At 40.2% G+C, this 13,609-nt stretch carries 12 protein-coding genes; 5 read left to right on the forward strand and 7 right to left on the reverse strand.

Going from position 1 to position 13,609, the window contains the following annotated elements; translation table 11 throughout:
- The first annotated feature begins 604 nt into the window (after positions 1-604).
- Together RBATCC27255_RS07265 and RBATCC27255_RS07270 are read left to right on the forward strand one after the other, a co-directional pair.
- Entirely contained in the window at positions 605-859 is a 255-nt protein-coding gene (locus RBATCC27255_RS07265; RefSeq protein WP_021883691.1) for an autorepressor SdpR family transcription factor, read from the forward strand.
- Between the two features lie 11 nt (positions 860-870).
- Positions 871-1,539 (forward strand): SdpI family protein, encoded by a 669-nt coding sequence (locus RBATCC27255_RS07270; RefSeq protein ID WP_101029378.1) that lies wholly within the window; start codon positions 871-873, stop codon positions 1,537-1,539.
- 79 nt (positions 1,540-1,618) lie between these two features.
- Here RBATCC27255_RS07270 and RBATCC27255_RS07275 read toward each other — a convergent pair whose 3' ends face one another.
- The 7 genes from RBATCC27255_RS07275 to RBATCC27255_RS07305 form a co-directional block, all read right to left on the reverse strand.
- Positions 1,619-3,745 (reverse strand): heavy metal translocating P-type ATPase, encoded by a 2,127-nt coding sequence (locus RBATCC27255_RS07275; RefSeq protein ID WP_101029379.1) that lies wholly within the window; start codon positions 3,743-3,745, stop codon positions 1,619-1,621.
- Positions 3,745-4,002 (reverse strand): hypothetical protein, encoded by a 258-nt coding sequence (locus RBATCC27255_RS07280; RefSeq protein ID WP_015523513.1) that lies wholly within the window; start codon positions 4,000-4,002, stop codon positions 3,745-3,747. Before RBATCC27255_RS07280 ends, RBATCC27255_RS07275 begins: the two co-directional genes overlap by 1 nt.
- Before the next feature lie 143 nt (positions 4,003-4,145).
- On the reverse strand, positions 4,146-4,928 hold the full coding sequence (locus RBATCC27255_RS07285; RefSeq protein WP_101029380.1) for a ZIP family metal transporter: 783 nt from the start codon (positions 4,926-4,928) through the stop codon (positions 4,146-4,148).
- Positions 4,929-5,039: 111 nt separating this feature from the next.
- The gene (locus RBATCC27255_RS07290) at positions 5,040-8,189 is read right to left on the reverse strand and encodes an AAA family ATPase (RefSeq protein WP_101029381.1); all 3,150 of its coding nucleotides are present in this window, start codon (positions 8,187-8,189) and stop codon (positions 5,040-5,042) included.
- Positions 8,176-9,342: an exonuclease SbcCD subunit D gene (locus RBATCC27255_RS07295; RefSeq protein WP_101029382.1), complete on the reverse strand. Its 1,167-nt coding sequence runs from the start codon at positions 9,340-9,342 to the stop codon at positions 8,176-8,178. The genes RBATCC27255_RS07290 and RBATCC27255_RS07295 overlap by 14 nt, the downstream gene beginning before the upstream one ends.
- Positions 9,343-9,410: 68 nt before the next feature.
- A complete protein-coding gene (locus RBATCC27255_RS07300) occupies positions 9,411-9,716 on the reverse strand; it encodes an AzlD domain-containing protein (protein ID WP_015523509.1) in 306 nt (101 codons plus the stop codon).
- Positions 9,706-10,461 (reverse strand): AzlC family ABC transporter permease, encoded by a 756-nt coding sequence (locus RBATCC27255_RS07305; RefSeq protein ID WP_242958591.1) that lies wholly within the window; start codon positions 10,459-10,461, stop codon positions 9,706-9,708. The genes RBATCC27255_RS07300 and RBATCC27255_RS07305 overlap by 11 nt, the downstream gene beginning before the upstream one ends.
- 495 nt (positions 10,462-10,956) lie before the next feature.
- On the opposite strand from RBATCC27255_RS07305, the gene RBATCC27255_RS07310 reads away from it, so the two are divergent.
- From RBATCC27255_RS07310 to RBATCC27255_RS07320, 3 genes are all read left to right on the forward strand, one after another.
- Positions 10,957-11,355 (forward strand): ATP-binding protein, encoded by a 399-nt coding sequence (locus tag RBATCC27255_RS07310; RefSeq protein WP_101029477.1) that lies wholly within the window; start codon positions 10,957-10,959, stop codon positions 11,353-11,355.
- Between the two features lie 167 nt (positions 11,356-11,522).
- Positions 11,523-11,831, forward strand: coding sequence for an STAS domain-containing protein (locus RBATCC27255_RS07315; RefSeq protein WP_015523504.1), 309 nt, complete (start codon positions 11,523-11,525; stop codon positions 11,829-11,831).
- 9 nt (positions 11,832-11,840) lie between these two features.
- Positions 11,841-13,601: an MATE family efflux transporter gene (locus RBATCC27255_RS07320; protein WP_101029383.1), complete on the forward strand. Its 1,761-nt coding sequence runs from the start codon at positions 11,841-11,843 to the stop codon at positions 13,599-13,601.
- Positions 13,602-13,609: the final 8 nt, after the last annotated feature.

The following is a 13,609-nucleotide window of genomic DNA, read 5'->3' on the forward strand; positions in this document are numbered from 1 at the left end:
TATTTTATTACAGCATAATTTTATAACCAAATAATAAGTATTTCACATTATCCGATTATTATTGACTGTTTTAAGAACATAACCGTTTTGATGAAAATTTGCAAATTGTCAATATTTTGTTATTCTGAGTTTTCAGCAAAAACAAAACAGAGCCGAAAAAACGACTCTGCCCTGTAACATTAGAGAAAATATTTATGAAAACAAACTGTCTTATCAATCAATCTTTTTTAACATTGAAAGCGTCCGTACCGACTGCTTTACCGTTAATTACCGTGTTAATATTTTCAACTGATTTTGAAACACCCTGTCGGGAGGTAAGCACATCCTCCCGAGTAAAGGCTTTCGGTACCCGCAAGGGAAGTCCACATGATTTATTCAAAAGAGTTAGCTTGTGCTAACTAAATATTATTATATACCACTCAACAAAGAAAATCAAGAGAAATTTTTATTTTTTCTGCAATATTCGTCAGAGGTATTTTAAGGCTATTTAAAAATATTTTTAAATAGTTCTTGACTTTTCGGTAAATCAGGCTATAATAAAGCTACAAGCTATTTAAAATATTTTTTAAATAGATGTAATAGGACTTTGTGAGGAGGTATCTGCTTGTCACTGAACGGTACACTTAAAGCACTTTCAGATCCGATAAGAAGAAATATTCTGACAATGCTGAAAGGCAAAAAAATGATTGCAGGCGATATTGCCGAAGAACTTGGAATTTCACCTGCATCGCTTTCATATCACCTCAATCTGTTGAAGAAAAACGACCTGGTGATTGAATCAAAAGAAAAAAATTATGTTTATTATGAGCTTAACACAACCCTGTTTGACGAACTCATAATGTGGCTTAAACAATTTTAGGAGTTGATTTTATGAAAAAGCTGAATAAAATTATGCTTGCACTTTCCATATTGCCCACTTTGCTTACTTCCGTATTTTTATTCTTTATGAATGACACCGTTCCCATGCACTACAACGCAAGCGGTGCTGTTGACCGTTATGGTTCAAAATACGAAAACTTCATTCTCCCTGCAATCATTCTGTTTATGTACGCATTTTACATGGTGTATACCAAGATATATACTAAATACAGCACAAACAGCGTTGAAAAGATAAATAACAATGTAAAAATCACTGCGATACTTGTGACATCAATCATTGCGGCTTTCAATATTCTTCAATTGATGTTTCTTATTCTAGCAATTTTAAAGCCCGACAGCACAACTTTTACAGATAATGTGCCGTTCATTATAAATACGGTTATGGGTTTAATGTTGATTATTGCAGGCAACTTTCTTCCGAAAACAAAACGAAATTCGTTTATCGGAGTAAAAACATCATGGACTCAAAGCAGTGACTTGGCGTGGTATGAATCAAACCGAGCCGGCGGAATTGCCTTTGTAGTTACCGGAGTTTTGACAATCATTGAAAGCTCATTCATAAAGGGAATCAATTCAACAATTATTATGGTTACAATTCTTCTGATAAGCATTGCCGTTGCCTACATCTATGCGTATGTAAAAGTAAAAAAATCCGCTTAATCAAGCACAAAACCGCTGTCGGGATTAAACCTGACAGCGGTTGTTTTTTGAAATATTTACTTATAAATATTCACTAAAATTACTGCTCTGCTTTTTCAGGGAGCGACAAAGCTTTGCCTTTATCATTTTTCTTTGTCAGCGGAGTCATACTCTTTGCACAAATCATCATAGTTGACGCATTATGCAAAAATGCCGAAACCGACGGCTGAATAACGCCCATAAAGCCTGAAAGCAAAAGTGCCGAATTGAAAGCAATTATGAAACGATAGTTTTTGTTGATTCGTTTCATAAGGTCTTTGCTCAACTTGCGAACACGCACAAGCGCACGCAAATCAGAGCCTTTTATGGTAATATCCGCAGTTTCACGGGCAATGTCGGACGCATCGTTCATTGCAACCGAAACATTTGCGGCGGCAAGTGCCGGAGTATCGTTGATACCGTCGCCGACCATAATTACCTTCTGACCATTCTGCTTCATTTCTTCAACATATCTGTGCTTGTCCTCGGGGAGAACCTGACACTTATAGTCGGTAATTCCGAGCATTGCGGCAGTCGCCTTTGCGGCTCTGTAGCTGTCGCCCGTGAGCATAACAACATTCTTTATGCCCTGTTTTTTGAGCATATCAATTGCCTGTTTTGCTTCTTTTCGAGGCGGATCGCTGATGCACAATGCACCCGAAAGTTCACCGCCGATTGCGAGGTAAAGCACGGAACATGAGCCGGATTTTTCGTCAATAATATTCTGCTGTTCCTTTGTAACGGTAACATTCTCGTCCTCAACAACAAAATGCTTACTGCCGATTATTGCACGCTTACCGTGAAGTGTTGTTGCAATACCGTGGGCAACAACATACTCAACCTCTGTATGCTCCTCGGAGTGAGAAATTCCTCGTTTTTCAGCACCGATTACAACGGCATTTGCTACGCTGTGCGGAAAATGCTCCTCAAGACAGGCTGAGATTCTGAGAACCTCGTCCTCTGTATAATCGCCGAATGCAACAACCTTTTCAAGAACAGGCTCTGCGTTTGTGAGAGTACCTGTCTTATCAAACACGATTGTGTCAGCGTTTGCAAAAGCCTCAAGATACTTTCCGCCCTTGATTGTAATATCGTTGTCAGCCGCCTCTTTGACAGCCGAAATTACGGCAATAGGGGTTGACAGCTTGATTGCACAGGAGTAGTCAACCATAAGAAGTGAAACTGCCCTTGTGATGTTTTTTGTGAAGATAAGAGTTGCGAAAAATCCGATAAAGCTGAACGGAACAATTCTGTCGGCAAGAGCTTCGGCACGGCTCTGAACACCTGCCTTGAGTTCCTCGGAATTGCCGATAAGCTCAATAATCTTGCTGATTTTAGTATTTGACGCAAGCTGACGGACTGTTACAACAATACTGCCCTCTTCGATTACCGTACCTGCATAAACGGAAATTCCCTCACGCTTTAATACAGGCAACGGCTCGCCTGTCATTGACGACTCGTTTACGGTTGCCTCACCGTCTGCAACAATACCGTCAACAGGAATAACCTTGCCTGTCTGAACACGGATTTTGTCGCCGACACGCAGATCCTCAATCGGAATGAGAACATCACCGTCATCTGTAACAAGCCATACCCTGTCGGTCTTGATTGCAAGGCTGTCTGTGAGAACCGCCTTTGTTCTTGCGTGAGTATATTCTTCAAGCAAGCCCGATATTCTGAGCATAAACATAACCGTTGCGGCTGTTTTGAACTTGCGTTGACACAAGCATGCCACAACAGATGCACCGTCAAGCACATCTACGGTAAGTTTACCGTTCCAAAGAGTTTTGAGAGCCTTTTTAATATATTTTGCACTTCTGTAAAGAGTGATTGCCGTTCTTATCGGCGCAGGAAGGAACATCTTTGAAAGATAGTGCTTTGCAACAAGAGTGAAAAGATTGTCATGAAAATCGCTGTCAATCTTCTGAATTCCAAATTCCGCACTCGGTTCATTCTTTTTAAGAGTTTTTACATTAATTGCTCTTACAAGGTCAATAATTTTACTTCTGCTGCCCTTTGTGTAATTGACAAGAATACCGCCGTTTGCAGAACTTACCTGTGCCGAATTCACATAAGGAGATGCGGTCACAAGATTATAGATTGCCCCCTCATACTCCTTATCAAATGCATATGCGCCGCAGCGAAAACGAATTCTCTGCGGCTTGTCATAGACAATTTTAAATTTCATTATTCTGTCACTTCTTCAGCGGCAGCATCTTCGTGAATACCTGCCTCTGTTTTAGCATCATAGCAGATATCCGAAGCTTCATCCTTCATATTCTGGAAAGCTGCCTTTGCATCTTTCTGAAGCTTCATACCCTTTGCAAGACCTGTAACTGCAAGACTGCGGGTTTTATCTGCTTTAAGTATCTTTTTGCCTACGATTACTGCTGCTGCGCCTGCAACTGCACACCATAATTTTTCGTTCTTGAATACTTTCAACATATAAAGTCCTCCTTTAACGCTCATATGCACAAATGTACATATATTTAAGTTGTTTTACACAACAACTTTACCATTAATTATATAATATATGACAACTTTGTCAAGAATTTGCAGAGTGAAATTTTCCGATTTTATAAAAAAATTTAGCCGAGAGCAACATCAAGAACCATCATCAGCGTAAATCCTATTGCAACACCGATTGTTCCGATGTTGGAATGTTTACCGTTTTGTGATTCCGGAATAAGCTCTTCGGTTACAACATATATCATTGCTCCTGCAGCAAATGAGAGAAGATACGGCAACAACGGAACCGCTATCCCTGCAAAAATCACCGTAAGTACAGCACCGATAGGCTCTACAACTCCCGACATAATTCCGAGAAAGCATGACTTTTTGCGTGACGCTCCGCCTGCATGGAGCGGAAGTGAAATTATTGCCCCCTCGGGGAAATTCTGTATTGCAATACCTACCGCAAGAGCCAATGCGCCTGCAACGGTTATTCCGGTATTATCCGAAATTGCTCCGACAAATGTTACACCTACTGCCATTCCCTCCGGGATATTGTGCAAGGTAACGGCAAGAACGAGCATAGTGTTCTTTGAAAGGCTTGAACGAACGCCCTCGGGATTGTCGCTGTCAAGGTGCATATGCGGTATAACGCTGTCGAGCAAAAGCAAAAATCCAATTCCGAGCAAAAATCCGACTATCGCTGGAATCCACGCAACTATGTTCTGACTTTCTGCCATTTCAATTGAGGGAATCAACAACGACCATATTGATGCCGCAATCATTACTCCCGATGCAAATCCGAGCAGAAATTTTTGCAGCTTTTGATTGAGCTCACCTTTTGAAAAAAATACAACGGATGAGCCGAGCGATGTCCCGAGAAAAGGTATTAAAATTATAATCAGTCCGTTTAAAAGCATATTGACCTCCTTACAGTTAGTCTTTGCTAACTACATTGTAGCACAATAGATTTTAAAATACAATAGCGGAACAGAAAATCTCTGCTCCGCTGCATAATATGATGTGATATGTTAATCTGTAATAATTTTTATTGAACTGCCCGACTTTGTGCCGACAACCTCGATTTTGTTGCCTATGCTGTTTTTCAGCTCGCTTATGTGGGAAATGATACCCACAAGGCGGTTGCCGTTGCCTGTAAGGTCATTCAGCGTTTCAATTGCAGATGCAAGGCTGTCGTTGTCAAGTGAACCGAATCCCTCGTCAATAAAGATTGAATCAAGTCTGATTCCGCCGTTTCTCTGCTGAATAATGTCGGAAAGTCCGAGTGCAAGCGCAAGTGACGCCTGAAAAGATTCTCCGCCCGAAAGAGATGAAATATCCCTTTCCTTGTTGTTAAAATTATCACGAACGCTGATTTCAAGTCCTGCGCTGATTCGCTTGTCACGGCTTTCACCACGGACAATTTCATAGCGACCGCCCGTCATTTTTGAAAAACGCAGGTTAGCATAGTACAAAACCTGTTCAAAATACGAACCCATAATGTAGCGTTCAAAGGTGATTTTGCTGTTATCGGAAACAATTTCACCGTTGGCGGTTTTCTTGAGGTTTTCGTAAACATCGGCTATTCTGAGCTTTTCTTCAAAGTCATTTTTAAGCTTTTCAACGCTGTTGTAAATGTTTTGATTATTGTGCAGACTTCTGTCGCCTGCGGTATAAAGATTGTCCCATTTTTCCTTTTCAGAAGTATAGCTATCAATCAGTTCATTGATTTTAAGGACATCTTCCCTTTGCTTTCCTTCAACTGATTTTTCACAGGCTTCAACCGTTGCCCGAGATTTTTTCAGAGAATCGGTAAAGGTTTCTGCCTCTCGTTTTAATTCTTTTATGGAATCTTCTGTCAACAAATTAAAATCGGGACATTCCAAAATATTATTCTCTGAAAGAACAATATTAAGCTCCGATTTTTTGTTTTCAAGTTCAGATTCAAAACTTTTCAGCTGTTTTGCAGTTTCGTTTTCAACAGAAACCTTGCTGTCAAAATCTGACTTTGCATTTGAAAGCTCGCTTTGCGCAAGGTCGATTTCCGACTTAATCTGCTCTGCCTTGTCGGCACAAGCCTTTGCCGCATTCAAAAGTTCTTCAACCGATGAGTATTTTATCTCCGCTTTAAGGCTCTCGGTTTCTTCTTTTGCAGAATTATATTTACTTTTTGCGTCAGCATTTTTGCGGATTAATTCTGTATGAACAAGGTCAAGCTTTTTAAGCTTTTCATCAAACCTTGAGATTTCAGCCTTGCAGACCTCACGCTGTTCTCTGACTTTTTCAAGGTCAGAAGCTTCGTTTTCAAGTGCTTTTAATAGCTTCTTTTGTTCCGACAAAAGCTGTGAAATCATTTCGGCTGAAAGTGTTTCTGCATCAACCTCAAGTGCATTCGCAAATTCCGTGACATTTGTTTTTGCGGATTCTGATTCCGTTTCAAGCTTTGTGACCTCATTTGACTTTTTATGAACGGCGCTTTCAGCAACTTCACACCTTGCCTTCAAAGCATCGAGCGTATCCTTGTCGGGGGCATTTTCGCTGTGTTTTGCCGGATTTGGATGATGCAATGAACCGCAGACGGGACACGGCTTTTCATCTTCGAGTGTGTCGGCAAGCACGCCTGCCATATTCATTATGTAGATATTGTGCTGTTCGTTGTACTCGTTGTTGAGTGTCGTTGCCGACTTCGCAAGGTCGGCACATTCTGCTTTTGCATTAGTCAACCTTGCATTGATTTTTGCGAGATTTTGATATTCCTCAGAAAGCCTTTCAGCCTTGCCTGATTTATCCTTCAATGCGGTTATTTTGCTCTTGGCGTCAAAGATTTTCTGCTCTGTGTCGCTGTTTTCTGAGATAAATTTTTCCGCTTTTGTCTTTAGATTTTCCGTATCCGAATAAGATTTTCTGTTGTCTGAAATTTCTTTTTCGGAATTTTGCAAAACTGATTCATATACATTCAAATTTGCCGTAAGGTTAAAATATTTTCTGTAAGTATCTTCCCTTGCACAGAGTTTTCCCGATTTCTCGTTTAGCGTTGCAATTTTGCCCTCAAGCGACTTTTTCTCGGCAAAAACATTCTGTTTTAATTTCAAATTTTCTTCGGCGGATTTTCTGTTTATTTCCGCATTTTTACAGTTTTTGAGTGCCGAATCATATCTTTTCCGTGACTCGGCAAAGCTGTCATATTTTGGCTTTACGGAGTGCAGTATTTTTTCGTCATTCTCAGCTTTTTTGAGCATTTCATCGTAATGCGGTTTACTCTGCAAAAGCTGTTCGAGGCGGAGCTTTTCGGTATCAAGAGTATCGAATTTATTATTAATTTCAACTGCAAGAGCCTTTTTCTTTTCTTCCTCAAGAATTGTCTTTTCAAGCTCTTTTCGCTTTTTTTCAATTTCTGCATTGTCCTTTTTCTGCATCTCGGAAAGTACCGATAGGTGCAAAAGAAATTGCTCAATATCAATTACCGTAAGGTCTGTTCTGTCGGTATAAAGGCTGATTTTTTCGCTGATTTCGGCAAAGTTGTCATCATTGGGAATTTCAACGGCAACGGTTTTTGACTTGATAAGTTCGCAGACTTTTTTCTTTTCTTCAAGCTTTTCGGCTGACTCTGTTTTCAATTTATCCTGAAATTCTTTGTAGATGTCCGTGTGAAAAATTTTGCGAAAAATCTCGCTTCGCTTTTCACTTCCCGACTCAATGAATTTTTTGAATTCGCCCTGTGCAAGCATTGCAATCTGGCGGTACTCATCACATTTCAATCCGATAATTTCGCTGATTTTATTATTGACCTCGCCCGTTTTTGTGAGCGGAGTTGTAATGTCATCACCCGTAAGCTCTGCTGACGCACCCTCAATTTTACTGCCTGTTCCACGCTTTTTTGCGACCTCATTCGAGGTGGTTCTGATGATACGGTACTTCTTTCCCCTGTGTTCAAAGTCAAGCTCAACATAGGTGCGTGTGAGCGGTTTTGCAAAGTTACTGCGGAGCATTTCGCCGTTTCGTGAAGAACCGCTTGTTTCGCCGAAAAGTGCAAAGCAGATTGCGTCGAAAATTGTTGTCTTGCCTGCGCCCGTTGTGCCTGTTATGAGGAAAAGCCCTTTGCCGTCAAATGCCGAAAAATCGACCGTTTCAACATCGGCATACGGACCGAAAGCGCTCATTTTCAGTTTAATCGGTTTCATCGTTTACACCTCCGATTTCTTTGAAAATTCTCTCAATAATTTTTACGGATTCGGGTTCAATCTCTTTTCCGTTCTGCATTTTATAGAAATCCGAAAATAGTTCAATATTGCTCTTGCCCTCTGTTTTACCGTACATTTCGGGAGTCATTTCAATGCTCTTTTTTCTGTTGACATATTCAAGTCCCATAATGTTGGGATAGATATTTTCAAGCGTTGAAAATGCATTGATAACGGGATTTTCGTCCGTAAGCTCGGCAAAAACATAATCATAGGTTTTATCGTCATATGTGTCGGATATCGGATTTTCTGCAAGTTCACGCAGAGTTCCTTTTATGATTCTCATATCATGCAACGGCTGTACGGGAATTTCTTCAAGATTTAATTTTCCGTTTGAAAGCTCGCCGAAAATCACACATTTTTTGTTGCGACATTCAGTTTTTGAATATTTTATCGGCGAACCGCAATAGGCAATATTTTTGTTTTTGCCCATAATCTGCTTGCCGTGAATATGACCGAGTGCAACATAATCGAACGGTTCAAAAACATACGGCTCAACATTATCAAGCGTACCGAGGCTTGACTCCGAACCCGAGGTTTCACTGCCCGTTACAAACTGGTGAGCAATCAAAATATTGGTTTCATCGGCATTGATTTCGGAATGTTCAAGCACAACCCTGACAGCAGTTGTATAGTCGGTAATTTTAGCCGATTCTTCGAGATATACCTTACGCACAAATGACGGACGGATAAACGGCAACGAGAAAATATTAACCCTTTCTCCGTCACATTCAACAGTATTTTTTCTTGCAACACCTTCAAACACACCGTCGGTAAAAATTCCGTTGAGTTCAATCAGCTTGTTGAAATAACCGATTCTTTCGGGCGAATCGTGATTGCCGCTGATTACAAAGGTTTTCAACCCTGTTTTGCCGTGAAGCCCAGCAATTTCAGTCATAAAGCTGTCGAACAATTCAACTGCCTCGGCAGACGGCAAAGACTTGTCATAAATATCTCCTGCAATCAGCAAAGCGTCAGGATTTTTCTCTTTGATAATCTCAACAATCCGCTCAAGCATATAGCGTTGATCATCAAGCATTCTGTAGCCGTTCACATATTTTCCAATATGCAAATCCGAAATATGCAAAAACTTCATTTTAAAAATCCTTTCAGTTAATCAAAACTTTCCAAACTAATTAAGCAACAGGCTATGCGTCAAAAATGTCACACAAAAAATTCAAGAATGAACACAACTGCACAGCATACGCATGAAACCTTGAAAAGACCTGCGTTGAACCATGCCGCCACAAGACCTGCCGCAAAGGCTGCTATGCCTGCAATCGGACTGTGAGTTGCGTTGATTATTGCCGGAAATGTCATTACCGAAAGCGTTACATACGGCACATAGTAGAGAAACGAACGCACAAATGTGTTTGTAAACTGCTTTTTAACAAGTGTAAGCGGAAGAACACGGATTGCGAATGTTACAGCCGCCATAATAAGTATGTATATATAGGGATTATGCGACATTTTCGTTCTCCTCCTCTTCTTTGACAGGGAACAGCAATGCCGCCGCTGCCGAAATTACGATTGTAAGAATAATTGTGCGTGTACCCTCGTCAATCTGATTGATAACGGGAAGATATGCAAATGCAAAACTTGCCGCAAAGCTGACAAGTACAATTCCGAGAAGTGTTTTGTTCTTTCTTGACGGCGGAACGATGATTGCAAGGAACATTCCGAAAAGTGCAACGCTTAGTGCGCTGACAATACGAAGAGGCAACAGATTGCCTGCAATTGTGCCGAGCATACTGCCGAATGCCCAACACGGGCAGCCTATGAGAATTGCACCGTAGGTATAGAAAGGATTCAGCTTGCCCGACCGTGAAATTGAAATTCCGAAAAATTCGTCTGTAACAAAAAATCCGAGCAACAGCCTGTGTATAATCGAGGTGTCCTTTGAAATACGCTGACTTAACGCACAGCTCATAAGAAGATATCTTGCGTTGGCAACAAGGGTTGCAAGCGCAATTACAAAATATGACGAATCAGCCGCAATTACGGTAAAGCCCGAATATTCGCCTGCCGATGCGTTGCACAAAAGGCTTGCAAGAAAGCTTTGAAACGCATTAAGTCCCGCAGTTTTTGCGGCAATGCCGAGTGAAAACGAAACGGCAAGGTAGCCGAGTCCAATCGGAATACCGTCACGCATTCCCTCAAGAATAACCTTTCGGTTAGATTTTATTAAATTTTTCCCACCCATTTTTAACTCCATACTTTAAATTCATTTTTTGCAAAATATTGCAGATATATTTTGCAAGCATACCCTTTATTATAATATTTAACTCGGCAAAAGTAAATAATATATTACACAAATTTACAACCGCTTTTCAAAAAGGTAAAGTGCAACAGAACTTACCTCTTTTCTTTGTGAGTAATGCCAAATTTAGAAACTAATTTTAGGCTATTATTGATTTTGGCTTTTTCAGGTTTTATAATATTGATTATCACTTGACGAAATCAATAGGGAAATAGAAAAATGTAAATAAAAACCACAAAACCGTGCAAAACTGATTTTTGTTTTGTGCGGTTTTGTTTTTTTCAAAAACGCAGTGCAAACGCAATTAATTAAAATATTTTCACAATTTAGCAATATTTTTTCAAATTCTATAGATTTCTTCTTCAAAATGTTGTATAATTTTTATGTTTAAGTACCTGTATAAAACTGTACATTATGTTGAAACAGGTGTTTTGAAAGTGAGTGAGAATTATGCCAATCGTTTGCGTTGATGCCGTTAAGGAAAATCTGCCGAATGTTATAGAATTTGTGACAAAAATGCTTGGTAAAAATGCAGACGGTAAGCTTGTTTTTGAGCTTGAACTGATTTGCGAGGAAGTGTTTGTAAACATCTGCAACTATGCTTACGGTGAAAATGTCGGCAAGGCTGAAATTGAAGCTTGCAAACTTTCAGACTGCATTGTTGTAAAATTCATTGACAGCGGAAAAAAATTCAATCCGCTTGAAATTGCAGAGCCGAACATTCACGCTCCGCTTGAGGAACGAAGCATCGGCGGTCTGGGAATTTTCATGACAAAGAAACTTTCCGACACTCTTTCCTATGAAAGATCAAACGGCAAAAACATTTTTACAATTACAAAGAATTTCTAATTTAAAGAATCAATTATTCATCACTCAAAATTCAAAACCGAATAATACAATGTTTCCAAAATCAGGTTATAATAATCCGATTGTCAGTATTTTGTCACGGTATTGACACTATAATGGAAATGTTGAACGATTGAAATTAAGAATAAAATTTATTGGAGGAACTAACTATGGAAATCAATAAGGCTATAAGCAATCAGAATGTTATTATCACACTCAAGGGCCGTCTTGACACAATGACAGCACCGCAGCTTGATGACGAGGCAAAGAGCATCGATTTTGACGAGGTTGAAACCGTAACACTTAACCTTAAAGACCTTGAGTACATTTCAAGCTCGGGACTGAGGGTTATTCTTGCACTTTATAAAAACCTAAAAAGCAAAGGCGGAAATCTTAAAATTGTCAATGTAAGCAACACAATTATGGAGCTGTTCTCAATGACAGGGATGGCTGACTACCTTGACATTAAGCAGGGATAAGGAGTTAAAATGAGCAGTACCGTACTTGGCAGAAATGCCGTTACCGTCAACAAAAAATATACGGAATATTTTCTTCCTACAGTTCTGACGGCTATGGCAACAAACATTGCGATGATTGTTGACTCGATTATTGCAGGTAATCTTCTGGGGCAAAACTCACTTGCGGCAATCAACCTTATGTCCCCTATTTCGCAGTTATATTTTTCGATTACTATTCTTTTCGGACTCGGTGCGTCCTCGATAATTTCATTTGCAAAGGGCAGGCGTGACGAAAAGCAGGCTAACCGTGTTTTTACTTCTACATTTATTGTACTTATCGCACTCAGCGTAATTTTTATTGCAATTCAGCTGCCGCTTGCCGACTCGATAAGCTCGTTGCTTACAAAGGACGCAGAGCTTAAATCGCTGTTGTATCAATACTATGTTCCGTTCATAATCGGCACACCGATTTACCTTTTGCTCATGTGTTCAATTCACTTTGTAAGAGCAGACGCAAGACCTGCGTTTGCATCAAACATTGTAATTGTGGCAAATGCCGTAAATCTCGGACTTGACTTCCTGTTTATGGGGGCTTTCAAAATGGGCATTGCAGGCTCGTCAATTGCGACCGTAACAGGCTATGCGGTAGGGTTTGTGATGATGTCAACACACTTCATCATGAAGAAAAGCACATTGCACTTTGACTTTTCAATTCTCAGAAATCCCGTTCAGTTCTTTAAGTTTCTCGGAAAAATGGTTACAATCGGACTTTCGGGAGCATTAGGTACAATGCTGATAACAGTTAAAATGCTGTTTTTAAACACAATTATTCAGAGCATAGGCGGAAGTGCGGGTATGGTTTCATATTCGGTATGCTCGTCAAGCCAAATTTTTATGTCAATGTTCATCACTGGCGCAAGTCAGACAATGATTCCTATTATCGGGGTTTGTCTTGGTGAAAAGGACTATGACGGTGTGCGCTATGCATTCCGCAGAGCCGCAAGGGTGCTTGCTGTTTCAAGCGTTGTAATTATGCTTTTCATCTGTATCGAGCCTGAACCGATAATTAAATTTTTCGGAATTACTTCACCCACAGACATTGCAAACACAGTTCCGGCAATGAGAATCAACGCATTGTCATTTCCCGGACTTTCATTCTCGTTTTTGTTGCTTTACTACTATATGGCAACGCAGAAAAGGGCTATTTCTACTGCAATTTCAATCATCAACGGAATCGTCATACTCATTCCGTCAGCTTTAATTCTCGGCAAATTTTTCGGCATCACGGGCGTATGGTATTCACTCGTGGTTGCACAGGTGGGAACACTTGTAGTTGTGTATTTTATTGACCTTGCCGAAAAGAGAAAATCGGGCGGAAAGTATAAAAACTTTTACCTTCTTGAAGAAACAGAGGACAACGAGCTTCTTGCCCTTTCGTTCAAAGGAACAAAAGAAAATGCGGCAGGCGTTTCGCTCTACCTCTCCTCTTTTCTTTCAAAAAACGGAATTGAAGAAAGCCGTGCAAACAGGATTGCAGTTGCCGTTGAAGAAATGGCTGCAAACTGCGCTGAAAGAATGGAAGGCAAAAAGAAGTTTGCAGACATCGACATCAGAATTTTTGCCGATAAAAAAGAAACCATTATTTCTGTTCGTGACAACGGTGACGAATTTGATCCGCTCAATGACGATAAGGAATTTGAGATGAGTCCTCTCACAGTTGTGAAGGCGATTTCGGATAAGGTTGAATATTCAAGGGCGCTTGGTTTCAACCGCACAATAATTAAACTTTAACAAACGGA

Origin of the sequence: Ruminococcus bromii, from assembly GCF_002834225.1 — a bacterium.
Classification (GTDB): domain Bacteria; phylum Bacillota; class Clostridia; order Oscillospirales; family Acutalibacteraceae; genus Ruminococcoides; species Ruminococcoides bromii.